18 protein-coding genes and 2 tRNA genes are annotated in these 23,680 nt (G+C 66.0%); 1 reads left to right on the top strand and 19 read right to left on the bottom strand.

Annotation, left to right across the window (positions count from 1 at the left end):
• Positions 1-169: 169 nt before the first annotated feature.
• From HF203_RS03085 to HF203_RS03105, 5 genes are all read right to left on the bottom strand, one after another.
• A complete protein-coding gene (locus HF203_RS03085; protein WP_168666457.1) occupies positions 170-373 on the bottom strand; it encodes a DUF2061 domain-containing protein in 204 nt (67 codons plus the stop codon).
• 116 nt (positions 374-489) lie between these two features.
• A complete protein-coding gene (locus HF203_RS03090) occupies positions 490-2,490 on the bottom strand; it encodes an ABC transporter ATP-binding protein (protein WP_168666459.1) in 2,001 nt (666 codons plus the stop codon).
• Between the two features lie 92 nt (positions 2,491-2,582).
• The gene (locus HF203_RS03095) at positions 2,583-4,001 is read right to left on the bottom strand and encodes an ABC transporter permease (protein ID WP_168666461.1); all 1,419 of its coding nucleotides are present in this window, start codon (positions 3,999-4,001) and stop codon (positions 2,583-2,585) included.
• 13 nt (positions 4,002-4,014) lie between these two features.
• Positions 4,015-4,992 (bottom strand): ABC transporter permease, encoded by a 978-nt coding sequence (locus tag HF203_RS03100; protein ID WP_168666463.1) that lies wholly within the window; start codon positions 4,990-4,992, stop codon positions 4,015-4,017.
• The gene (locus HF203_RS03105) at positions 4,989-7,172 is read right to left on the bottom strand and encodes an ABC transporter substrate-binding protein (protein ID WP_246221619.1); all 2,184 of its coding nucleotides are present in this window, start codon (positions 7,170-7,172) and stop codon (positions 4,989-4,991) included. Before HF203_RS03105 ends, HF203_RS03100 begins: the two co-directional genes overlap by 4 nt.
• Positions 7,173-7,527: 355 nt before the next feature.
• On the opposite strand from HF203_RS03105, the gene HF203_RS03110 reads away from it, so the two are divergent.
• Positions 7,528-8,304, top strand: a complete 777-nt coding sequence (locus HF203_RS03110) for an enoyl-ACP reductase FabI (protein WP_168666465.1) — start codon at positions 7,528-7,530, stop codon at positions 8,302-8,304.
• Between the two features lie 212 nt (positions 8,305-8,516).
• On the opposite strand, the gene HF203_RS03115 is transcribed toward HF203_RS03110, so the two are convergent.
• The 14 genes from HF203_RS03115 to trxA all read right to left on the bottom strand — a co-directional run bounded on the left by HF203_RS03115 (position 8,517) and on the right by trxA (position 23,647).
• The gene (locus HF203_RS03115; RefSeq protein WP_168666467.1) at positions 8,517-10,442 is read right to left on the bottom strand and encodes a SurA N-terminal domain-containing protein; all 1,926 of its coding nucleotides are present in this window, start codon (positions 10,440-10,442) and stop codon (positions 8,517-8,519) included.
• Positions 10,443-10,519: 77 nt separating this feature from the next.
• Positions 10,520-10,596, bottom strand: a tRNA-Asp gene (locus tag HF203_RS03120).
• A 57-nt stretch (positions 10,597-10,653) separates the two neighbouring features.
• Positions 10,654-10,729: transfer RNA gene (locus tag HF203_RS03125), tRNA-Val, on the bottom strand.
• A gap of 54 nt (positions 10,730-10,783) precedes the next feature.
• Complete coding sequence (locus tag HF203_RS03130) at positions 10,784-11,089, bottom strand: HU family DNA-binding protein (protein ID WP_343043869.1); 306 nt, start codon at positions 11,087-11,089, stop codon at positions 10,784-10,786.
• Positions 11,090-11,551: 462 nt separating this feature from the next.
• Entirely contained in the window at positions 11,552-13,984 is a 2,433-nt protein-coding gene (gene lon, locus HF203_RS03135) for an endopeptidase La (RefSeq protein WP_168666470.1), read from the bottom strand.
• A 229-nt stretch (positions 13,985-14,213) separates the two neighbouring features.
• Positions 14,214-15,479, bottom strand: coding sequence for an ATP-dependent Clp protease ATP-binding subunit ClpX (gene clpX / locus HF203_RS03140; RefSeq protein ID WP_062275383.1), 1,266 nt, complete (start codon positions 15,477-15,479; stop codon positions 14,214-14,216).
• Between the two features lie 191 nt (positions 15,480-15,670).
• Positions 15,671-16,315: an ATP-dependent Clp endopeptidase proteolytic subunit ClpP gene (gene clpP / locus HF203_RS03145; protein ID WP_168666472.1), complete on the bottom strand. Its 645-nt coding sequence runs from the start codon at positions 16,313-16,315 to the stop codon at positions 15,671-15,673.
• Positions 16,316-16,404: 89 nt separating this feature from the next.
• Positions 16,405-17,703 carry a trigger factor gene (gene tig, locus HF203_RS03150; RefSeq protein WP_168666474.1) on the bottom strand — a complete coding sequence of 433 codons (1,299 nt, stop codon included), beginning with the start codon at positions 17,701-17,703 and terminating at the stop codon, positions 16,405-16,407.
• A 131-nt stretch (positions 17,704-17,834) separates the two neighbouring features.
• Entirely contained in the window at positions 17,835-19,385 is a 1,551-nt protein-coding gene (locus HF203_RS03155; protein ID WP_168666476.1) for a long-chain-fatty-acid--CoA ligase, read from the bottom strand.
• A gap of 9 nt (positions 19,386-19,394) precedes the next feature.
• On the bottom strand, positions 19,395-20,780 hold the full coding sequence (gene hemN / locus HF203_RS03160) for an oxygen-independent coproporphyrinogen III oxidase (RefSeq protein ID WP_168666478.1): 1,386 nt from the start codon (positions 20,778-20,780) through the stop codon (positions 19,395-19,397).
• Between the two features lie 229 nt (positions 20,781-21,009).
• Positions 21,010-21,933 carry a 50S ribosomal protein L3 N(5)-glutamine methyltransferase gene (gene prmB, locus HF203_RS03165; protein WP_168666480.1) on the bottom strand — a complete coding sequence of 308 codons (924 nt, stop codon included), beginning with the start codon at positions 21,931-21,933 and terminating at the stop codon, positions 21,010-21,012.
• A 168-nt stretch (positions 21,934-22,101) separates the two neighbouring features.
• Complete coding sequence (locus HF203_RS03170; RefSeq protein WP_168666482.1) at positions 22,102-22,545, bottom strand: Rrf2 family transcriptional regulator; 444 nt, start codon at positions 22,543-22,545, stop codon at positions 22,102-22,104.
• Positions 22,546-22,691: 146 nt separating this feature from the next.
• Complete coding sequence (locus tag HF203_RS03175; protein ID WP_343043870.1) at positions 22,692-23,201, bottom strand: DUF1249 domain-containing protein; 510 nt, start codon at positions 23,199-23,201, stop codon at positions 22,692-22,694.
• A 71-nt stretch (positions 23,202-23,272) separates the two neighbouring features.
• Positions 23,273-23,647: a thioredoxin gene (gene trxA, locus HF203_RS03180; protein ID WP_168666484.1), complete on the bottom strand. Its 375-nt coding sequence runs from the start codon at positions 23,645-23,647 to the stop codon at positions 23,273-23,275.
• Positions 23,648-23,680: the final 33 nt, after the last annotated feature.

Genomic DNA, 23,680 nt, shown 5'->3' on the forward strand with positions numbered 1-23,680 from the left:
CACGGACGGCGTGTCCTGGGGGCCCAAAATAAGCCGCGCGCCAGGCCAACGCAACCCTGCGCAGTCGCGTTTTCGCCGCGCAGCCGGCCCAGATCAAGCCTATCGCAGAGATCAACAGGACCCCGTCCACACCCCCCTCACCGAGTGGCGCTCGCCGTCTCATCTCCCCTTAGGGGGCCTCCCCGGCGGCCAGCGCCGAGGGGCGGGCGCGGATCCGCTCCCACACCAACTCGTGGAAGAAATAGGCCACGGTGTTGATCACCGGCTCGACCAGGGCGATGGCGCCGCCGACGACCCAGCTGCCGGTCATCACATAGGCCACGGTGAAGGCCACCGTCATGTGCACCGTGCCGAAGGTGAGTGTCTTGATCATGGTCGCTACCCTCCTCGCTTACCTTGAGGACAAGGATAGACCCAGATCACTCTTAAATGAAATAGATTCTCATTTACAAAACGATCGGCCTGAACGATCACACCCTCGGTGGGCGTTCAACCCTCGGCCTCGACGAGGATACAGTGGACACGATGCGTCGCACTGACCGCCCGCCCCTCGGGATAGGCCAGGGCACACTCGGGACGCGCCTCGGGGCAGCGCGGATGGAAGTGACAGCCCGGCGGCGGCGCACTCGGCGAGGGCATGTCACCCTCTAGACGCAGGGTGCGCCGCTCGGCCCGGGGGTCGGCCACCGGCACCGCCGAGAGCAGCGCGCGGGTATAGGGATGACGCGGACGCTCGAGGACCTCCTCGACCCGCCCCTGCTCGACCACCCGACCGAGATACATCACCGCGACCTCGTGGGCGAGATAGGCGACCACCGACAGGTCATGGGTGATGAACAGATAGGACAGCCCGAGACGGGCCTGGAGATCCTTGAGTAGGTTGAGGATCTGCGCCTGCACCGAGACGTCGAGCGCACTGGTCGGCTCGTCGCAGACGATCACCCTGGGGTCGACGGCGAGCGCGCGGGCGATACAGATGCGTTGGCGCTGCCCGCCGGAGAACTCGTGCGGATAGCGCTCGACGGCCGCACCCGGCATCCCCACCAGCTCGAGCAGCTCGGCGGCACGGCGCAGCCGCTCCGGGCGGGTGCGCGCCAGCCCCAGCGCCTGCAGCCCCTCGCCGATCACGTCGCCGACCAGCATGCGCGGATTCATTGAGGCATGCGGGTCCTGGAAGATGATCTGCAGGTCCTTGCGGAAGCGGCGCATCCGGCGATGGCTGAGCCCGGCGAGTTCGTGGCCCTGGTAGCGGATCGAGCCGGCGGTGGGCGCGATCAGCTGCAGCAGCGCCTTGCCGGCGGTGGTCTTGCCGCAGCCGGACTCACCGACCAGCGCCAGAGTGCGCCCCGGGCGCAGCCGCAGTGAGACCCCGTCGACCGCGCGCACCTGCCCGACCACCCGGCGCAGCACCCCGCGGTGGATCGGGAAGTGCACCTTGAGATCGGCCACCTCGAGCAGCGGGGCGGCATCCTCCCCGACGGGCACCTGCTCACCCTCCGCCACCGCAGGCTCAGCCACGGTGGCGGTGTCGACCAGGTCGGCGTCCCACAGATGGCAGCGCACCCAGTGCCCCGCCCCGGCCTCGTGCCAGGGCGGCAACTGCTCGACGCAGCGCGCGAGCGCGCGCGGACAGCGCTCGACGAAACGACAGCCGGTAAACGCGCGATCGAGCGGCGGCACCCGCCCGGGGATGGCCGCGAGCCGCGCGCCGCGCTTGTCCGCCGTCGGCAGACTCTCGAGCAGCATACGGCTGTAGGGGTGCGCGGGCGCGGCGAAGAAGGCGGCGGTGGTCGCCGTCTCGACGATCTCGCCGGCATACATCACCGCCAGCCGCTCGGCGGTCTCGGCCACCACCCCGAGGTCGTGGGTGATCAGCAACACCGCCAACCCGCTTTGCTGCTGCAGGGTCTTGAGCAGGCCCAGCACCTGGGCCTGAATGGTGACATCGAGCGCGGTGGTCGGCTCGTCGGCGATCAGCAGCTCAGGGTCGCCGGCGAGTGCCATGGCGATCATCACCCGCTGCTTCATCCCGCCCGAGAGCTGGTGCGGGTACTCGCGCGCGCGCCGCTCGGGGTCGGGGATGCCGACCGCGCGCAGCAGCTCCAGCACCCGCGCATCCACCGCCGCGGCGGCGCCCGCGTGCAGCCGCACCGCCTCGGCGATCTGCGCACCGATCCGCATCACCGGGTTGAGCGAGGTCTGCGGCTCCTGGAAGATCATCGCCAGGCGCGCGCCGCGCACCCGACGCATCTCGGCCTCGCTGAGGCGCAGCAGGTCGACCCCGTCGAGCCGTACCGCGCCGGCCTCGATCCGCCCCGCCGGCGGCAGCAACCGCATCAGCGACAGCGCGGTCATCGACTTGCCGCAGCCCGACTCGCCGAGCAGCGCGAAGGTCTCGCCGCGTGCCAGCTCCAGTCGCACCCCGTCGACCACCCGCGCCGCGCCGATGGTGGTGCTCAGCCCCTCGACCTCGAGCAGCGGCGCGCTCATCGCCAGCCCCCCGGGACGACGAGGATGACGGACGCGTGGCGACGATGGCGGATCACGGCGAGGGACCTCCGGGGTTGGGTGGACACGACGGCTCAGGCGGCGCCGCGCAGGCGCGGGTCGAAGGCATCGCGCACCACGTCGGCGAACAGGTTGGCGGCCAGCACCAGGGTGAACATGAACACGAAGGCGGCGCTCAGCGACCACCACACCACCGGCTCGCGCGCCAGCTCCAGCCGCGCGCCGTTGATCATGTTGCCCCAGCTGTTCATGGTCGGGTCGACCCCGATGTTGACATAGGAGAGCACCGCCTCGGCCAGCACCAGACCGCTGAAGTCGAGCACCAGGGTGATCAGCACGATGTGCATCACGTTGGGCAGGATGTGACGGCCGATGATGGTGAAGTGACCGACCCCGAGCGCGCTGGCGGCCTGGACATAGTCCGACTCGCGCAGCTTGAGCGTCTCGCCGCGCAGCAACCGGCACAGCCCGGTCCAACTGGTCACACCGAGGATCAGACAGAGAAAGAGCAGGCGCAGGTCGGCGCGCTCGACCAGGCTGGCGAAGTCCTCGGCGTGGTTGCTCATGTAGACCTGCAGCATCAGCACCGCTGCGGCGATCAGCAACACCCCTGGGATGGCGTTGAGGGTGGTGTAGAGATACTGGATCAGGTCATCGACCCAGCCCCTGAAGTAACCGGCCATGATCCCCAGCAGCAGCGCCGCGGGCAGCATCACCAGGGTGGTCAGGGTGCCGATCAGCAGCCCGGTGCGCACGCTCTTGAGCGCCTGGTAGAGCACGTCCTCGCCGACCTTATCGGTACCGAGGACATGATAGTGACCGGCAAGTAGCGCCACCGCCCCGACGAGCGCCAGGATCAGCCCGAGGGTGAGCAGGGCCGCGCGCCACGGCACCTCGGTGCGCCCGGCTTTGATGCGCGCGCGCATCAAAGCCGGGGCGATGCCGCGCCGCCGCGCCAGCGCCGCGCTCAGCGCGAACAGGATCGCCCCCCACAGCGCCAGCCCCAGCAGCGCGCCGAGCAGCCCGCGCCAGAGGATGTCGAGACCACGCGCGTCGGGGTCGTCGAGATGGGCGCCACCATGCACCAAGCGGGGATAGTCGCGCAGCACCCGGCCATCGGGCAGCTCGATCGCCTCCTTGACGTAGAGATGGGTGGCGAAGGGCGCCGAGTAGGTCTTCTCCGACTGGCTGCGCAGCCCATCGAGCGCCAGATCGAGCAGGCTCAGCACCTCGGGCGAGTAGCGTGTCTCGGCGCTCGTCGCGCCGGGCGGGTCAGCGAGGCGCAGCCGCAGATGCACCGAGTCGAGCACCGCGACCAGCAGATAGCAGCCGAGCACCACCAGGGTGACCACCCCGATGCGCGAGCGCGCCACCCGACGCCAGGGCGCGCGCAGGTGCTCGTGGCGCGCGGCGTGCCAGGCGAACCCGCCGAGCAGCACCAGCAACAGATAGAGCAGCGCGTCGGTCCACAGCACCACCGGCATCAACGGCATGGCATCGCTCCACTCATTGCAACCGCACCCGTGGGTCGGCGAGGGTGTAGGAGATGTCGGTGAGGATCAGCCCGAGGATGTAGAGCACGGCGCCGAGGAACACCATCGAGCGGACGATGGCGAAGTCCTGGTTGCTGATCGCATCGATGGTGTAGCTGCCCAGCCCCGGGATGGCGAAGAAGGACTCGGTGATCAGGCTACCCATGAACAACAGCGGCAGCACCACCACCACCCCGGTGAGGATCGGGATCAGGGCGTTGCGCAACACGTGACGGAACAGCACCAGACGCTCGCCCAGCCCCTTGGCGCGCGCGGTGCGGACATAGTCGCGACCGATCTCCTCGAGAAACAGGGTGCGATACCAGCGTGTCCCCGCACCGATACCGCCGATCACCCCGACGATCACCGGCAGCACCAGGAACTTCAACCCGGCGAGCCCGGTGTCGTAGCCCGAGATCGGCACCAGCTGGAACAGCTTACCGAGCAGGAACTGGCCGCCGATGATGTAGAACAGCCCCGAGATCGACATCATCGTCACCAGCAGCACCACGCTGGCCAGATCGACATAGGTGGCGCGGAAGAAGACGATGAACAGCGCATAGCTGATGTTGAAGGCCAGCCCCACCAGCAGCACCGGCAGCGCGATCGCCAGGCTCGGCCACATCCGCTGGGCGATGTCGCGCCCGATGTCGCGCCCATCGTCGGAGCTGCCGAAGTCGAAGACGAACAGCCGTACCGACTTGTCGAAGAAGATGGTCTCGGTCAGCCGCCCCAGCCCCTCGGCCTCGGCGTTGTAGAGCATCGGCTTGTCGTAGCCATGATCGGCCTTCCAGGCCGCGACCGCCTCGGCGGTCACCCGCTTCTCGCCGAGATGCATGCGCGCCATGTCGTCGGGCGAATTGACCACGAAGAAGAGCACGAAGGTCAGCAGGTTGACCCCGATCAGGATGGGGATGGCATAGAGCAGCCGACGCAGGATATAGGCACTCATAGCGCACGACTCCGCTCGCGCCGGCGCACCAGCCACCAGGCCGGCAGCAGCAGCGCCAGCAGCACGGCGGCGGCCGCCCCCAGCGGCCACAGCACCGGCTGGTTCCAGGCACGGCGCAGCTCGGCGCGCAGCGCCGGATCGATACGACGGTACTTGAGGGTGTTGTTGGCCATCTGGTTGGGGTAGGCGTTGTGATACCAGCGGTGATAGAGACTGAAGGCGCGCGGGTGGAAGCCCCAGATCCAGGGCGCGTCGGTACGCGCGATCTCGACCATACGATCGATCAGCGCCTGGCGCTCGGGGCCGTCCTCGAGGTTGCGCATGCGCTCGAACAGCCGGTCGAACTCGGGGTTGGTGTAGTTGACCGAGTTCTCGCCCTGGTGCTCGACCCGACCGTTGGGGCCGTAGAGCAGGAAGAGGAAGTTCTCGGGGTCGGGATAGTCGGCGTTCCAGCCCCAGAAGAAGATCTGACCGGTGCCGTTGCGGATCTTGTCCTGGAAGCGGTTGTAGTCGGTGGAGCGGATCACCAGCTCGATGCCGAGCTTGGCGAACTGCTTGCGCAGCCAGTTGAGTCGGGCGCGATCGTCGGGGCCGGTGGCCACCGCCTCGTAGTTGAGCGTCAGCGCCCGACCGGTGTCGCGATCACGCCCGCCGGGATAGCCGGCCTGGGCCATCAGCGTGCGCGCCTCGTCGAGCGAGCGGCGCACCGCCCGCCCCGCCTCCCAACGGTAGACGAAGGGATTGATCCCGGCCTCACCCGCGCGATGGCCGAAGATGCCCGGCGGCAGCGGGCTCTGAGCGACGACGCCACGACCATTGAGAAAGATCGAGATGAACTCCTCCATGTCGACCGCGATCGAGATCGCCCGACGCAGCAGGCGCGCGCGCTGGCCGTCGCCTCCGATCACCGGATCGAGCATGTTGAAGCCCATGAAGAAGATCGTCGGCTGCACCGCGGTCATCAGCTCGACCCCGCGCGCCTCCAGCGTCTCGGTGAGCATGGGGCGGCCGCTGGCGTCGACCCGCACCGCCTGATCGAAGGCGTCCGAGGAGATCCCGGAGAAGTCGTAATAGCCCTGGAGGAACTTGTTCCAGCGCGGGATGCTCTCCTTCTCCAGGCTGTAGACCACGCGATCGATGAACGGCAGCGGTGCCCCGGCATCATCGAGGATGCCGGTGGCACGATCGCCCGGCATGCCGCTGTCGGGATAGCGCTCGCCGTGGAAGTTGGGGTTGCGCTCGAGCACCATGCGCAGGTTGGGGTCGTTCTCGGTGAGCATGTAGGGACCGGTACCGACCGGGTACCAGTCGAGCACCAGGTTGCGCTCGCGCATCCCCGGCTGGGCGTAGAAGGCCTCGGCCTCCCAGGGCATGGGCGCGAAGAAGGGCATCGCCAACCAGTAGGAGAACTGCGGATACTTGCCCTCGAGGGTGATGCGCAGCCGATAGCGATCGAGCACCTCGACGCCCTCGAACTCAGTGTCGCGCAGCAGCGCCACCCGGGCGCGCGCCTGCTCCGGGTCCTCGGCCTCGAGCCGCTCGCCGAGCGCGGCGAAGCCGAGGATGTGCTCGCGCATCACCCCGTTGATCGGCGAGTGCAGCCAGGGCGCGGCCAGACGCTTGATCTGATAGGCGAAGTCGGCGGCGACCAGCTCGCGGGTGCCGTGCTCGGCGAAGTCGCCGAGGGTGTCGATCCCGGCGAGCGCGCCGGGATCGAGGTCAAGATAGCGCGGCGCACCCTCGGCGTCGCGGGCAAGGGCCGGGTGCGGCTGGTAGCGGGTGCCGGGGCGGACGCGCAGCTCGTACTCGCTGCGGGCGATCGCCGCGGCGGGCGCGTCATCGGGCAGCGGCTCGCCGGCGGCATCGTAGAAGCGCACTCGCGGCATCTCGGCCAGAGCAAGCGGGATCAGCTGGTAGGGCCGGTGGAGAAAGTGATACTGCAGCGGCGGCTCGTAGATCTGGGCGATGAAGGTGTTTTCATTGCTGGTGTAGGAGCGCGCCGGATCGAGGTGCTTGGGCCGCTCGCCGAAGGAGCTGTAGAGGGTGTTGCTGGTGGCCGTGTCACGCGGATAGGGATCGTTCCAGGGGCGGTCATCGCAACCGACCAGCCAAGGCGCCAACACCAGTGCCAGCACCAACGCCCAAGCAACCTGAACCCCGCTGCCAGGCCACGGCATCATCGCCACCCACCTCGACATGAGTGCCTGAGCCCACCCGCATGCGTCTCACCGCGACCTGTTTCCCTAGCCCACACCCTTTCACCTCAATACGAGTTTCGGTACTGTTATCGGTCCCCGAACACGGGGTATCGGTCGCGATCGGCGAGGCCACGGGGCTCGTCGAGCCCCAGCCGGCGCCAGCGCCCCGACCCCGGTCCCAACGGACCGGGCCGTCCGCGCCCGAGCCCCGATCCGCGGCCCCAATCATCGAATGATCTGACCGAAAATCCAAGGGGGGACGGGATTTCATCAGATCCCGACCCGAACGGTCGCCGGCGCCCTGCGCCCGGCCAGCGAACGCGAGAGACTACCGAACATGGGATTCCTTGAAGGCAAAAAGATTCTGATCACCGGCGTGGCGAGCAACCGCTCGATCGCCTGGGGCTGTGCCGAGGCGATGCACCGCCAGGGCGCCGAGCTGGCCTTTACCTACCAGAACGACAAGCTCAAGTCGCGCGTCACCGACATGGCCGCCAAGTGCGGCTCGGATCTGGTGCTGCCGCTCGACGTCAGCCGCGACGAGGATATCGACGCACTGTTCGCCGCGCTCGGCGAGCAGTGGGACGGGCTCGATGGCATCGTCCACTCGATCGCCTTCGCCCCGCGTGATCAGCTCGAGGGTGAGTATGTCGATGCGGTCACCCGCGAGGGCTTCAACACCGCCCACGAGATCAGTGCCTACAGCTTCGCCGCCTTGGCCAAGGGTGGCCGTGCGATGATGGAAGGGCGCAACGGCGCGCTGCTCACCATGACCTATCTGGGCGCAGTACGCGCGGTCCCCAACTACAACGTGATGGGCGTGGCCAAGGCCAGCCTGGAGGCCAACGTGCGCTACCTGGCCGCCTCACTCGGCCCGCGCGGCACCCGTGTCAACGCCGTCTCGGCCGGGCCGATCCGCACCCTCGCCGCCGCCGGCATCTCCGACTTCCGCGACATGCTCAAGCAGGTCGAGGAGCGCACCCCGATGCGCCGTAACGTCACCATCGAGGAGGTCGGCAACGCTGCCGCCTTCCTCTGCTCGGATCTGGCCAGCGGCATCACCGGCGACGTGGTCTACGTCGACACCGGCTACCACATCCTCGGCCTCGGCTGACCCTTGCCACGGACCGACCGGGCACACCCGGTCGGTGCCCCAGCCCGACCCCACGACAGGCGTGCAGCGGATACGAAAAACCGCCCGGCACGCGCCTCCGAGACGACTCCCGGGGGCCCACACCCTGGCGGTTCGGATTCGATCAACAGGGCACGACGCTCACAACACGTGCCCCAGACCGAGGGGACCCGCCCCCCGGTCACGACGATGGATCAGTCGACGTCAGACGCCTCCGGCAGCGGTTCGCGGGTAATCTCGGCGCGACGCTCGATGTCAGCAAGCACCGTATCATAGAGCTCACGCCCGGCGAGTTCGGCGAGCAGCCCGGCCTCAGGGATGCTGGTGGCACCCTCGGAGACCGTCACCTCACCATCCTCGACCCGAGTCAGACGCACCACCACGGCATCACCATCGGCCAGCGCCGCAGCCTCCAGCTCGGGCGCATCCGACTGCGGTGCCGGCAGCGTGAAGGCGAGGTCAAGCACAGCATCGGGCAGCGCCGCACCACGTCCAACGAGACCAACGGACTCGAGGGTCGCGCCGGTCATCGCCTCGGCCCAATCGGCCTCGCCGTCACGGACCTGTGCCAGCGCGGTCTCGGCCGCGGCCAGCGCCGCCGCTTCGGCGCGTTGCTGACGTAGCGCGGTGACGATGTCCTCGCGGACGTCCTCGAGCGGACGCTGCGCCGATTCACGATGGTCGCGCACCCGCACCACCACGGCCCGCAAGCGCTCGCGATCGGGCTCGATCAGCTCGCTGTTGTTGCCCTCGATCAGTACCTCTTCACTGAAGGCAGCCGACAGCACCCCGGGCTCGGCGAGTAACCCCTCACCGCCCTCGCGTCCGATCCAGTCGCTCTGACGCTGCACCAGCCCCAGTTCCTCGACCACCGGCTCGAGGCTGTCCGGTCGCTCATAGGCCAGGGTGGCCAGACGCTCGCCAAGGTCGTAGTAGAGCGACTCGGCCTGGGCGCGAGCCTGCTCTTCATGGAGCTGCTCACGGACCGCCTCGAACGGCTGGGTCTCGCTCGGACGGACCGCTTCGACCTCGACTAGATGGAACCCGAAGCGGGTCCGCACCGGCTCACTCAACTCGCCCTCGGGCAGCGCGAACACCGCCTCATCGAACACCGGATCCATCATCCCCGGCTCGATCAGGCCGAGCGCACCGCCCTCCCCGGCGCTCCCGGGGTCATCCGAGTGCGCGGTGGCGAGTTCCGCAAAGGACTCACCAGCGAGGATACGCTCGCGCAGTGCCGTGATCTCGGCCTCGGCCGCCGCCACCTGCTCGTCATCGGCCTGCTGCGGCAGCGCCACCAACAGGTGCCGCACCCGGCGCTGCTCGGGGGTGACGAAACGCGCCTGCTCACTGGCGTAGGCCTGACGCAGGGCCGCGTCGTCGATCTCGATCTCCTCTGCCAGCTCGGCGACGTCGAGGACCACGTAGTCGAGCTTGACCTGCTCGGGACTGCGGAAGCGCTCGGCGTGCTCCTGATAATAGGCATCGACCGCTTCATCGGCGACGGGCTCATCACTCAGATAATCAGCAGCGGCGAAGCGTGCATAGTCGATCTCACGTTGCTGGGCCGAGAGTCGCTGAAACTGTTCGAGTTCACGCTGGGTCGCGAACTCGCTGGCCACGACCGCACGGATCAACTGGGTGCCGGTGAGCTGTTGACGCAGCTGCTCGACGAACTGCCGCTCACTCAACCCCTGTAGTTGCAGCAGGCGCTGAAAGGCCTCGTTGTCGAAGCGGCCGTCGTGCTGAAAGGCAGGCTCGGAGAGGATGCGCAGCTTGAGCTCTTGGTCGGAGACACGCAACCCGAGTCGCTGTGCGACCTCAACGAGCAGGACCTCGCGGATCATCTCCTCGCGCACCATGCGTCGCAGGTCGGCGGTAGCGAAGGCCGCCGGGTCATAGGCAGCACCGAGACGCTCACGCAGCTCCATACGGGTCTGCTGGACTCGACGATCGAGGTCGCGCTCGGTGATCTCGATACCGTTGACGGTCGCGGTCACCGTCTCCCCACTGATGCCGAGATAGGACTGGATACCCCAGAGCGCGAACGGAACACTGATCAAGATGACGATGACCCAGGCGATCCAGCCCTGGGCACGATCCCTGATGGATTGAAGCATGGCGATCGATCCAAAAACGAAGGTGTGGGCCAAAAAAAACGGGGCACCCTTGCGGATGCCCCGTTCTTTATCGAATCTGGCGGAGCGGACGGGACTCGAACCCGCGACCCCCGGCGTGACAGGCCGGTATTCTAACCAACTGAACTACCGCTCCAGAAGAATTGCCATTATACAGCAATTGTTTTTCGTTGCAACACCTTTTTTTCGGTGTTGGTGGGTGCTACAGGGATCGAACCTGTGACCCTCGCCTTGTAAGGGCGATGCTCTCCCAGCTGAGCTAAGCACCCCACCCTTCGGCTTGGGAGGAAGGCATCGAGTTGCTCCCCCCCAAAGGCGAAGCGCTATTGTACGGCATCCTTGAGCGCTTTACCAGCCTTAAATGCAGGCGTCTTCGAGGCCTTGATCTCGATGGTCGCGCCGGTCTGCGGATTACGGCCGGTGCGGGCTGCGCGCTCCTTCACGCTGAAGGTGCCGAAGCCGATCAGCGACACGGTACCGCCGTCCTTAAGGGTCACGGCGACCGAGTCGGTGAAGGCATCGAGGGCACGCGCGGCCGCCGCCTTGGAGATATCCGCGGCATCCGCCATGGCTTCGATGAGGTCAGACTTATTCATTGATCCCCCTGTTACCTGTCTCGTTTGGGACACACTGACTGCGCGACGACGATGAGGCGGATGCCACGCATCAGACGCGGGGCAAAGCCCCTGTGCGCAAGCCTTCTTCAAGATTGACGCATGCTAAATCGGAGTCTCGGCGAGGGCAACCGGCTTTTGTACCAGTTGACCACAAAAACCCGCCGTTAAGCAGAGCACCGACCCTTGACATGGCAGATTTCTCCGCCCGGGTGCCCTTTGACACCGGCCAACAGCTTAACGATCGATTCAGACTCCGTCGATAAAACGGCGAAACACAAAGCAGTGAGCCTGCACATGCGCCCGGACGTAGGTTGGGTTGCCGTTGGCAACCCAACGCCGCGGCGGCGTCGATGTTGGGTTGCCCGTTCTGGGATGGCGCGATGTCGCTGGGGTTGCGCGGGCGGCCCAACCTACGGGCTGGCGGCTGAATGGTCCCCGATGCCAACCGACGTCGATCGGCATCGGGACCGATCCTCAATGGTGCAGTGGCGCCCCCAGCTCACGGGCACCTTCGGCCGACTCCTCCTCGGCCTCCTCGGCCTTGGCCGTGTCACCACCCGGGCGCGGCGATTCGACCAAGGCGATGTCGAGGACCTCGTCGATCCAGCGCACCGGATGGATCTCCAGGTGCTGCTTGATGTTCTTAGGGATCTCGACCAGATCGCGCTCGTTCTCCAGCGGGATGATCACCGTCTCGATGCCGCCGCGATGTGCCGCGAGCAGCTTCTCCTTGAGTCCACCGATCGGCAGCACCTCGCCACGCAGGGTGATCTCACCGGTCATCGCCACCGTCGAACGCACCGGGATCTTGGTCAACGCCGAGACCAACGCCGTGCACATGGCCACACCTGCGCTCGGCCCGTCCTTGGGGGTCGCCCCCTCGGGGACATGGATGTGAACATCGAAGGTGCTGTGGAAGTCGGTCGGGACGCCAAGTGCTGCGGCACGTGAACGCACGACGGTCATCGCCGCCTGGATCGACTCCTGCATCACGTCACCGAGCTGACCGGTGTAACTGAGCTTACCCTTGCCCGGCATCAGTGCCGACTCGATCTGCAGCAACTCGCCACCGACCTCGGTCCAGGCCAGTCCGGTAACCTGCCCGACCTGATCGTGCTCCTCGGCCTGACCATAGCGGTAACGCTGCACCCCGAGATACTTCTCGAGCGACTTGGCCGTGACCGTGGTAGCGCTGTCGCGCTTCTTCAACAGCACCTCCTTGACTACCTTACGGCAGATCTTGGAGATCTCACGCTCGAGGTTGCGCACCCCGGCCTCGCGAGTGTAGTGACGGATGATGTCGCGCAGCGCCGCCTCGCGGATCACCAGTTCCCCAGGCTTGAGGCCGTTGTTCTTGATCTGTTTGGGGATCAGGTAACGCTCGGCGATGGCGACCTTCTCGTCCTCGGTGTAGCCCGAGAGCCGGATCACCTCCATACGGTCGAGCAGCGCCGGGGGGATGTTGAGGGTGTTGGCGGTCCCCACGAACATCACCTCGGAGAGGTCGAAGTCGACCTCCAGGTAGTGGTCGGCGAAGGCATGGTTCTGCTCCGGGTCGAGCACCTCGAGCAACGCCGAGGCCGGGTCGCCACGAAAATCCATCGCCATCTTGTCGATCTCGTCGAGCAGGAAGAGCGCATTGCGCGAACCGGCCTTGGAGAGGTTCTGGATGATCTTGCCCGGCAGCGCGCCGATATAGGTCCGGCGATGGCCCCGGATCTCGGCCTCGTCACGCACCCCGCCGAGCGACATGCGCACAAACTTGCGGTTGGTGGCACGCGCGATCGACTGACCGAGCGAGGTCTTGCCGACACCGGGTGGTCCGACCAGGCAGAGGATCGGGCCCTTGAGCTTGCGCACCCGCTGCTGCACCGCGAGGTACTCGAGGATACGCTCCTTGACCCGCTCAAGCCCGTAGTGGTCCTTGTCGAGGACCGACTCGGCGACCTTGATGTCGTTGCGGATGCGCGAGCGCTTCTTCCACGGCACCTGCACCAGGGTCTCGATATAGTTGCGCACCACCGTGGCCTCGGCCGACATCGGTGACATCAGCTTGAGCTTGTTGAGTTCGGACTGGGCCTTGTTGTGCGCCTCGCGAGGCATCTTGGCTTCCTCGATACGATTGGCCAGGTCCTCGATCTCGTTGGGGGCGTCCTCGAGCTCGCCGAGCTCTTTCTGGATCGCCTTCATCTGCTCGTTGAGATAGTACTCGCGCTGGTTCTTCTCCATCTGGCGCTTGACGCGCCCACGGATGCGCTTTTCCATCTGCAGGATGTCGTTCTCCGACTCCATCAGCCCCATCAGGTGCTCGATGCGCAGCTGCACATCGGTCATCTCCAGCACCCGCTGCTTCTCGTCGAGCTTCAGCGACATGTGCGCAGCCATGGTGTCGGCCAGACGCCCGGCCTCGTCGATGCTCGAGAGCGAGGTCAACACCTCGGGTGGCACCTTCTTATTGAGCTTGACGTACTGATCGAACAACCCGACGGCCGAGCGCATCAACACCTCTTGCTCACGTTCGTCGGCCTCGAGCGTCTCCTCGAGCGGCTCGATCACTGCCGAGAAGGCATCCTCGGTGGTGAGGAAACGCTCGATGCGGGCACGCTGATTACCCTCGACCAGGACCTTGACGGTGCCGTCGGGCAGCTTGAGTAACTGCAGGATGTTGGCCAGGGTGCCGATCTCATGCAGGTCACCGGCCTCGGGGTCATCGACCTCCGCACTCTTCTGCGCGATCAGCAGGATCTGCTTGTCGTTCGCCATGGCGGTATCGAGCGCGCGGATCGACTTGTCGCGCCCGACAAACAATGGAATCACCATGTGCGGATAGACGACGACGTCGCGCAGCGGCAGCACCGGCAGCTCCTGCGGGGTCGTGGATGTCAGGTTGGAATCGTGTTGCGCCATGGAAACCCGTTCTCATTGAAAGCGACGGCCCGCGGGGCCGTGGTCGGTACGATCGGGCCGAGCCCTGGGACCATTCCACGGACGCCGACGTCGGTACGATTGGATGATGGGGAAAGGATCGGGGCGGCCGGCGCGCAGTTCAACGCGCCGACGCACCTGGATTGAGGGCGGGCGGACAGTCCAGCGGCGGGTGTCCGTCCGCCTCCTGGGGGTGGGACAGCGCGATCGATCAGTCTCCCGATGCCGCCTGCTTCTCCATCCCGTCGTAGATCAGGAACGGCTTGTTCTCACCGGCGATCACCGAGGCGTCGATGACGACCTTGCTGACGTGTTCCATGGAGGGCAGCTCGTACATGGTGTCGAGCAACACCTGCTCCATGATCGTCCGCAGGCCGCGAGCCCCGGTCTTGCGTTCCATTGCCTTGGTTGCGATCGCACGCAGCGCGTCCTCTCGCAGCTCGATCTCCACGTCCTCCATCTCGAACAGGCGCGCATACTGACGCACCAGCGAGTGCTTGGGCTCGGTGAGGATACGCATCAGCGCCGCCTCGTCGAGTTCCTCGAGGGTCGCCATCACCGGCAAGCGGCCGACGAACTCGGGGATCAGCCCATAGCGGATCAGGTCCTCGGGCTCGACGCCGCTGAGCAGCTCGCCGATCATCCGCCCGTCGTCCTTGCTGTGGACCTCGGCCGAGAAGCCGATGCCGGTCTTGCGGGAACGATTCTGGATGATCTTGTCGAGGCCGGCAAAGGCACCACCGACGATGAACAGGATGTTGGAGGTGTCGACCTGCAGGAATTCCTGCTGCGGGTGCTTACGCCCACCCTGCGGCGGCACCGAGGCGACGGTCCCCTCGATGAGCTTGAGCAGCGCCTGCTGCACGCCCTCGCCCGAGACGTCACGGGTGATCGAGGGGTTGTCGGACTTGCGCGAGATCTTGTCGATCTCGTCGATGTAGACGATGCCGTTCTGCGCCTTGTCGACGTCGTAGTCGCACTTCTGCAACAGCTTCTGGATGATGTTCTCGACATCCTCGCCGACATAGCCCGCCTCAGTGAGGGTCGTGGCATCGGCGATGGTGAAGGGGACGTTGAGCAGTCGCGCCAGGGTCTCGGCGAGCAGCGTCTTGCCGGAACCGGTGGGACCGATCAGCAGGATGTTGCTCTTGGCGATCTCGATGTCTTCCTTGGCCTCGGCCACCTCGAGACGCTTGTAATGGTTGTAGACGGCGACCGAGAGTACCTTCTTGGCGAACTCCTGGCCGACAACGAACTCATCGAGACGTGCCTTGATCTCACGCGGCTTGGGAAGACTGCTGGCGGCCTCGCCGACGCCCTCTTGCATCTCCTCGCGGATGATGTCGTTACACAGCTCGACACACTCGTCGCAGATGAACACGGACGGCCCTGCGATGAGCTTGCGGACTTCATGCTGACTCTTGCCACAGAACGAACAGTAGAGCAGCTTGCCTTCGTCGCTCTTGTTTCCACTCATCGGGAATAGCTCTCCGGGGGGTCGGTTGGGGATGGGGATCCGGCAATCCCCATCGAGGCGAATTCAATCATAACGGTTTGCGCTTATATGGCAAGAGAGTGAAGAGACGAAGGCTTGCCAGTCGTCACACTGCGGCGACGCCCGACAAGCCTCCAGACTCCAGTCGATTGCGACGCCAGGCGTCGTACCGCTCACTCCTTCCCCGAAGCAGGCCCTCGCTCGCTGATGACACGATCGATCAGCCCATAGGCCTGGGCCTCTTCGCCGCCCATGAAACGATCACGCTCAGTATCCTCGGCGATCTTCTCGATCGACTGGCCGGTGTGCTCGGCGAGGATCTGGTTGAGACGCTCGCGGATGTAGAGGATCTCGCGGGCGTGAATGTCGATGTCGGTGGCCTGACCCTGGAAGCCGCCGAGCGGCTGATGGATCATCATCCGCGAATGCGGCAGGCAGTAGCGCTTGCCCGCAGCACCACCGGCGAGCAACAAGGCCCCCATGCTCGCCGCCTGACCGATGCACATGGTGCTGACGTCGGGGCGGATGAAGCGCATGGTGTCGTAGATCGCCAGGCCTGCGGTGACCGCGCCACCGGGCGAGTTGATATAGAGATGGATGTCCTTGTCCGGGTTCTCCGACTCCAGGAACAACAGCTGCGCGACCACCAGGTTGGCCATGTGGTCCTCGACCGGGCCGACCAGGAAGATCACGCGTTCCTTCAACAGGCGCGAGTAGATGTCGAACGAGCGCTCGCCGCGGGCGGTCTGCTCGATGACCATTGGCACCAGCCCCAGCCCCTCGGGTCTCCAGTCGGTCCGACTCTCGATGTTGCTCATGGGATACGCCTTCAACTCTCTGCGGTATTGACTCTGTGACGCGCCCACCGCTAGCGGCGGGCGCGTACGTCCTGCGGGCTAGGTGCCGCTCAGCTCGCGGCGCCCGGGTTGGTCAGCGCCTCGAAGCTCGTCGGCTCGTCCTCGACCGACACCTGCTCGAGCACCAGGTCGACCACCTGCGACTCGAGCACTGCGGCCTCGAGTGCGGCCATGTGACCACGCTCGGCCTTGTAGTAATCGACCACCGCCTGCGGATCCTCGTAGGTCGCGGCCACCTCGTCGAGCATGGCCTGCACCCGCTCCTGGTCGGCCTTGAGTTCATGCTGCTTGATCAGTTCACCGACGATCAGACCGAGGGCGACACGACGCTGGGCGGCCTCCTCGAACAGGGCATCGGGCAGCTGCACATCGCCCTGCGCGCCCACCGAGCGACGCATCTCGTCCTGCATCGAGCGGATCTCGTCGCGCACCAGCGCCTGCGGCACCTCGACCGGATTGGCCTCCAGCAGCAGGTCCATCACTGCTTCCTTGGTGCGGGCCTCGAGGCGCTGTTTCAACTCGCGCCCCATGTTCTCGCGCACGTCATTCTTGAAGCGCTCGACGTCACCGTCCTCGATGCCAAAGCGCTTGACGAACTCGCCATCGACCTCGGGCAGCACCGGCTCGGCGACCTGGCTGACGGTGATCTCGAAGCTCGCCGGCTTGCCAGCCAGGGCCTCGACCTGATACTCCTCGGGGAAGGTCACCTCAACGGTCCGGGTCTCGCCAGCGGCGGCACCGACCAGGCCGTCCTCGAAGCCAGGGATCATCCGCCCGGAACCGAGTTCGAGCTCGACGTCCTCGGCCGAGCCGCCCTCGAAGGCCTCGCCGTCGATGGTGCCGGCAAAGGAGATGGTGAGCTGATCGCCCTGCGCCGCGGCACGCTCGACCGGGCTCCAGGTCTTGTGCTGATCACGCAGCCGCTCGAGCAGTGCGTCGAGATCGCTCTCGGCGAGCTCGCTGACCGGGCGCTTGAGCGCGCGCCCCTCGAGCGCGGCCAGCTCCAACTCCGGCATCACCTCGAAGGTGGCGACATAGGCGAAGCGGTCGGCCTCGAGGTCGATCTCGGGCTCGATCTGCGGCTGTCCGGCCGGACGCAGTGACTCCTGGCTGAGCGCCTCGTAGAAGGTCGACTGCACCTGCTCGCCGAACACCTCCTCGAGGACCTGATCGCCATAGCGCTTGCGCAACAGCTTCATCGGCACCTTACCAGGGCGAAAACCGGGCAGCTTGGCGCTACGCGCGAGCTGCTGCAGACGCTGATCGACCGCGCCGGTGATCTGCTCGGCGGGCAGTTCGACCTTCAAGCGACGCTCGAGACCCTCACCCGATTCCACCGAAACTTGCATTGATTCATCTCCTGTCGGCGCCGGGATCTGATCAGGCCCGCACCTTGCTGAAAAAACGAATGCGGGCAAGCGCCCGCACGATCAAAAGTTGTTCAGTATAACGCGTGGTTTTTTGCCCCACCAAGCGCCATCTACACCGACGCCCCACCCTCCGGCGGCCCGTCGGCAGCGGTCTCGACACCGTAACGACGCAACGCACGCTTGAGGATCTTGCCCGAGGCGTTCTTCGGTAACGCATCGTGTTGCACCAGGCGACGTGGCACCTCGTGCGCACCGAGGCGATCACGACACCAAGCGCGCAGCGCCGCAGTACTAACCTCGGCCCCGGCGACCAGGGACACGTGCGCCACCACCACCTCGCCATGCTTGGGGTCGGGATCACCGACCACCGCCACTTCGGCGATCGCCGGATGCGCATAGAGCGCCTCCTCGACCACCCGCGGATAGACGTTCATGCCGTTGGTGATGACCAGGTCCTTGATCCGGTCGACCAGATAGACATGACCATCGGCATCGATCCGCGCCAGATCACCGGTACGGAACCAATCATCGTAGAAGGCCTCACGACTGGCCTCGGGCAGCCCCAAATAGCCGTGCATCACATTGGGACCGCGCACACACAGCTCACCGGTCTCGCCACGGGGCAACACCTGTCCGGCGGGGTCGCGCACACACAGCTCCACCCCCGGCAGCGCCGGCCCGATCGAGCCGGGCTTGCGCGGCAGACTCGGACGATTGACGCAGAACACCGGGCTGCACTCGGTCGCGCCCGCTCCCTCCAGCAGGATCACCTCGAAGCGGGCCTCGAACTCACGCAACAGCGCCACCGGCAGCGCGGCCCCGCCACTGATACACAGCCGCACCCCGCGCCAGTGCTCGACCAGGACTTCGGCATGGCGCAACAGCACCCCGTACATGCTCGGCACGCCGAGGAACACGGTGGCACCGTGCCGGGCGATCGCCTGGGTGACCAGTCGCGGCTCGAAGCGCGCCACCGGGATCATCGCCAAGCCGTGGAGCAACGGGGTGAGCATCGCGGTGGTCGCAGCGAAGGAGTGAAACAGCGGCAACACCACCAGCAGACGATCACCGGGCACCAGTTCGAAGCCCTGCCAGGAACCCTCGGCATTGGCGATCAGGTTGGCGTGACTGAGCATCGCGCCCTTGGGGCGCCCCGTGGTGCCCGAGGTATAGAGCACCGCCGCGACCTCGGCCCCGGATCGCGGCGCCAGCGGCGGGTGTGCGAGCAACGCGGCGAAGTCGGGCCGGTCGGCGGCCAGCTCGATCCGGATCGGCGCCCCCGCACAGCAGGCACAGGCGGCCTCAGCGACCGCGGCGAAGGCCGGCTGGTGGAGCAACAGCACAGGGGCTGCGTCCGCGAGGATATAGGCGACCTCTTGAGCACTCGACAACAGATTGATCGGCACCACGGTGGCGCCGGCCTTGAGGATCGCCAGATAGGCGATGACGAACTCACGCCCGTTGGCACAAAGCAGCGCGGCACGGGCACCGGGGCGCAGACCGGCGCCGACCAGCGCCCCGGCCATGGCATCAGAGAGGCGATCGAGCTCGCCATAATCGAGCACCCCACTGTCGTCGTACAACGCGGGCGCCTCGCCGTAGCGGGCCGCGCACGCCCGGAACCGAGCGGGGATGTCCGCGAACTCGATTGTTGCCTCCATGCGCGCGACTCAGATGACCTTGGAGAAGCCGACCGGGCCGCTCTTGGCCGCGAGATAGGCGTCGAAGGTCATGCAGATGTTACGCACCAGCAGCCGGCCACGCGGCAGGATGCGGATCCGCTCGGCGTCGAGTTCGACCAGACCGTCTTCCACCATTACCTGCAGCTTGTCGAGTGCGTCGGCGAAGTAGGTCTTGAAGTCGATACCCCAGGCCGCCTCGACAGCGGGGATCTCGAGCACGAAGTTACAGATCAGCCGGGTGATGACGTCGCGTCGGATGATGTCGTCGCGGGTCAACTCGATGCCCCGGAACACCGGCAGGCGACCGGCGTCGATGTCGGCGTAGTAGGCCTCGAGTTCACGCTGATTCTGACCGTAGGTGTTGTCGATCTTGCCGATCGAGGTCACACCGATACCGATCAGATCACAGTCGGCGTGAGTCGAATAACCTTGGAAGTTGCGGTACAGGGTACCGGCCTGCTGGGCGATGGCCAGCTCGTCGTCGGGACGGGCGAAGTGGTCCATGCCGATATAGACGTAGCCGGCGTCGGTGAGCCGCTGGATGGTCGCCTGGAGGATATCGAGCTTGACCTCGGCGGTCGGCAGGTCCTCGTCGCGGATGCGCCGCTGTGGCTTGAAGCGCGAGGGCAGGTGGGCGTAGTTGAAGATCGACAGGCGCTGCGGATCGACCGCGATCACCCGTTCGAGGGTGTTCATGAAGGTCTCGACCGACTGGAACGGCAGGCCGTAGATCAGATCCAGGCTGATCGAGCGGAAGCCCTCGGCGCGCGCCGCCTCGAGCACGGCCATGGTCTCGGCCTCGCTCTGCACCCGGTTGACCGCCTTCTGCACCCGCTCGTCGAAGTCCTGCACGCCGAGGCTCATGCGATTGAAACCGAGGCGGCGCAGCAGCGCGATGGTATCGGCGTCGGCCTCGCGCGGGTCGATCTCGATCGAGTACTCCCCGACCTCGTCGTCGGCGAGCTTGAAGTGACGCCGCGTGGTCTCCATCAACTCGGTCATCTGCTGGTCGTTGAGGAAGGTCGGGGTGCCGCCACCCCAGTGCAATTGCTCGACCACACGCGAGTCGTCGAACAACGCCGCCTGCATCTCCAGCTCACGATAGACGCGGTCGAGATAGGGGGCGACCAGCGAGCGATCCTTGGTCGCGATCTTGTTGCAGGCGCAGTAGAAACAGACCGTATCGCAGAACGGGATGTGGAAATAGAGCGAGAGCGGGCGCCCACTCTCGTTGCTGCGTGCACAGGCGGCGCGGTAGGCCGCCTCGTTGAAGGACGCGGCGAACTCGACCGCAGTCGGATACGAGGTATAGCGCGGACCGCTCTGGTCGTAGCGACGGATCAGCTCAATGTCGAAGGAAACGCCTTGTTCCACCTAATCAACCCTCCAGCCGAGCGGTGCCGTGCGTCCGGCCCGGTACGGCATTCTTCGTAACGCCCGTTCAGGCATCATCCCCGCTCACCGAGGCCCACCGGGGCGCGTCGATCTGCACGAGCAGGGTATGGAATGGAATCTCTTCCACGATCTTGGTCCGGCGCCTCCGTTCGCGACCACGCCCAGCCAGACTCGCGCCGGCCCGGGGGTCGCGCGGCAGGCGCCGCCCTCATGCGGCGAGCGCGGCGGCGATCTCGGCCCGATGCGCCACCAGCTGTTCGCGCGTCAACACTAGCACGCCCTCCCCGCCGCGCTCGAACGCCAGCCAGGTGAAGGGCACCTCGGGCAGGCGCTGCTCGAGCGCGGCGGCCGAGTTGCCGACCTCGAGCACCAGGATCCCCCCCTCACTCAGATGCGCCGGGGCGCGCTCAAGGATGCGCAATGCCAGCGCCAAGCCCGCATCGGCGGCGACCAGCCCGAGTTCGGGTTCGCGCAGGAACTCAGCGGGCAGGGTCTCGTACTCGTCACGCGGCACATAGGGGGGATTGGAGACGATGACGTCGTAACAGACGCCATCGAGCGCGGCGAAGAGGTCGGACTCGATCGCCCGCACCCGTTCATCGAGTCCGTAGCGTTCGACATTGGCGCGCGCCACGGCCAGCGCCGCCGGCGAGAGGTCGACCAGATCGACCTCGGCATCGGGCAGATACAGCGCCGCAGCGATACCGATGCAACCGCTTCCGGTACAGAGATCGAGTACCCGGCTCACCTCGGACGGATCGATCCAGGGATCGAAACCGACCTCGAGCAGCTCGGCGATCGGCGAGCGCGGCACCAGCACCTGGCGGTCGACACCGAACTCGAACCCGGCGAACCAGGCACGACCGGTGAGATAGGCCACCGGCACCCGCTCGGCGACACGTTGCTCGATCAACGCGGCAATGTGCTCGCGCTCGGCGAGGGTGAGTCTGCTGGTATGGAAGGCGGCGGGCAGGGAATGATCCAGGTCAAGCGCGCCGAGCACCAGTTCGGCGGCCTCGTCGAGGGCGTTATCGGTGCCGTGTCCGAAGAACAGGCCAGCGGCCTTGAAACGACTCGCGCCCCAGCGCACGAAGTCCTGGATGGTGATCAAACCGTCGGGTTGTGCTGACATCGCGGCTCAAGCATGGTCCGGTACATGGACTGGCGCCCGGACTCATCCGCCACGCCAGGAAACAAGCCGCGAAGGATACCATCCTTGGCTCCCGCTGTTCAGTCGGTCGTCTACGGGGATTGCACCGTCCGCGTACCCGGTCGGGGAAGACGGCACGCGGACCCGGGGTTAGGCCGCCCGGCGCTTGCCCTCGGCGGCAAAGGCCTCGTCCTCGCCACGCTCGACCAGATCCTGTAACGAGATGTCACTGAGGAACTGGAAGATCTGGTCGCTGAGCTGATCCCACAGGTGATGGGTCAGACAGCGCTGACCGTCGCGACAGTTCTCGCGCCCACCACAGCGGGTGAATTCCACCCACTCGTCGACGGCACAGATGATATTGGCGATCGAGATCTCGGCGGCCGGCTTGCCGAGATAGTAGCCACCGCCCGGCCCTCGCACCCCGCGCACCAACTGCTTGGCGCGCAGCGCAGCGAACAGCTGCTCGAGATAAGAGAGCGAAATGCCCTGGTTTGCCGAGATATCGGCCAGGGTGACCGGGCCCTTGCCCGCGTGCAGCGCCAGATCCAGCATGGCGGTCACCGCATATCTGCCCTTGGTTGAGAGTCTCATCGTCGCATGCCCATGCAAGGTATTGATTGACAAGGAGACCGAGTAGGACCCGATCACCCGACCCTCCTAGTAAATTTGTCAAGCAAGGGGTTATTTCAATACATCCGCCACGGTGGATGTCGACGGATGGACTCGTACGCCGGGATTCAGGGGCAGGTCGGCTGTTGCCGATCGGGCCGAGCCGGCTCCGGGAACGGAGGCTGGGCGAGGAGGAAACAGTGGCCCTGTCCGAGACAGTAATTCAACCACTTGGCGAGAAAGAGGTTGGCGCGCCACTTGTGCGCGAGCGTTGGCGGTGCATATCCATTGCGCATCGACCACAGCGATTGCTCGAGTGTGAGCACCTCGAGCTGGCGAGCGTCGTGATAGGCGCGTAGACGTGCGTCCGGATCGGCCCGTACCCCGGTCTCGCCCACCGGGAACAGGTAGGTCAGACGCAGCAGGGTCATGTAGCGGGTCTGCGACTCGATCTCGAGCACCAGATCGACCCCATCCTGGCGCCTCGAGCACCGCCGCCCGCTGAGCGCGGTGAGATCCGGCGCCAGCCGCCCCAAACGCGCGAAGTTCTCCTCGCACAGCGCCAGCAGCGCGCCGACGTTCGGACGCGCCACCAACGGCAGCGAATCGGTCCAGGGATAAGCACAGGGCTGCATCATCGGGTGCACCAGAACGCCGACGCCGGGCACGAGGCCCGGCGCCGCGCGATCAGACTGTCGGCACGGTGGGCTCAGCCGTTCTGCGCGTCCTGCTGCTCGGCGACCTGACGCTTGACCTCCTCCATGTCGAGCTCGGCGGCCTTGGAGAGCAGCTCGCGGAAGGAACGCTCGGGCAGTGCGCCGGGCTGCGAGAAGATGATCACCTGCTCACGGAAGATCATCAGCGTGGGGATCGAACGGATCTGGAAATGGGCCGCCAATTCCTGCTGCGCCTCGGTGTTGATCTTGGCGAAGACGATGTCGTCATGATCTTCCGAGACCTTCTCGAAGGTCGGGGCAAAGGAGCGACACGGGCCACACCAGGGCGCCCAGAAGTCGACCACGACAAAGTCGTTGTCCTTGATGGTCTGTTCGAAGTTGTTGGTATCGAGCTCCAAGACGGCCATGCGAATATCCTACGAGATAGCTAAAGAATAGCG

Source organism: Marichromatium bheemlicum, assembly GCF_012276755.1.
GTDB lineage: Bacteria > Pseudomonadota > Gammaproteobacteria > Chromatiales > Chromatiaceae > Marichromatium > Marichromatium bheemlicum.

Bases quoted from the DNA above. Each gene is read 5' to 3' on its own strand.
- HF203_RS03100 (WP_168666463.1), bottom strand. From the start codon at position 4,992: ATGAGTGCCTATATCCTGCGTCGGCTGCTCTATGCCATCCCCATCCTG.
- HF203_RS03095 (WP_168666461.1), bottom strand. From the start codon at position 4,001: ATGCCGTTGATGCCGGTGGTGCTGTGGACCGACGCGCTGCTCTATCTG.
- HF203_RS03110 (WP_168666465.1), top strand. From the start codon at position 7,528: ATGGGATTCCTTGAAGGCAAAAAGATTCTGATCACCGGCGTGGCGAGC.
- HF203_RS03155 (WP_168666476.1), bottom strand. From the start codon at position 19,385: ATGGAGGCAACAATCGAGTTCGCGGACATCCCCGCTCGGTTCCGGGCG.
- HF203_RS03175 (WP_343043870.1), bottom strand. From the start codon at position 23,201: ATGATGCAGCCCTGTGCTTATCCCTGGACCGATTCGCTGCCGTTGGTG.
- clpX (WP_062275383.1), bottom strand. From the start codon at position 15,479: ATGAGTGGAAACAAGAGCGACGAAGGCAAGCTGCTCTACTGTTCGTTC.
- HF203_RS03105 (WP_246221619.1), bottom strand. From the start codon at position 7,172: ATGATGCCGTGGCCTGGCAGCGGGGTTCAGGTTGCTTGGGCGTTGGTG.
- tig (WP_168666474.1), bottom strand. From the start codon at position 17,703: ATGCAAGTTTCGGTGGAATCGGGTGAGGGTCTCGAGCGTCGCTTGAAG.
- lon (WP_168666470.1), bottom strand. From the start codon at position 13,984: ATGGCGCAACACGATTCCAACCTGACATCCACGACCCCGCAGGAGCTG.
- trxA (WP_168666484.1), bottom strand. From the start codon at position 23,647: ATGGCCGTCTTGGAGCTCGATACCAACAACTTCGAACAGACCATCAAG.
- HF203_RS03115 (WP_168666467.1), bottom strand. From the start codon at position 10,442: ATGCTTCAATCCATCAGGGATCGTGCCCAGGGCTGGATCGCCTGGGTC.
- HF203_RS03090 (WP_168666459.1), bottom strand. From the start codon at position 2,490: ATGAGCGCGCCGCTGCTCGAGGTCGAGGGGCTGAGCACCACCATCGGC.
- prmB (WP_168666480.1), bottom strand. From the start codon at position 21,933: ATGTCAGCACAACCCGACGGTTTGATCACCATCCAGGACTTCGTGCGC.
- HF203_RS03170 (WP_168666482.1), bottom strand. From the start codon at position 22,545: ATGAGACTCTCAACCAAGGGCAGATATGCGGTGACCGCCATGCTGGAT.
- HF203_RS03085 (WP_168666457.1), bottom strand. From the start codon at position 373: ATGATCAAGACACTCACCTTCGGCACGGTGCACATGACGGTGGCCTTC.
- clpP (WP_168666472.1), bottom strand. From the start codon at position 16,315: ATGAGCAACATCGAGAGTCGGACCGACTGGAGACCCGAGGGGCTGGGG.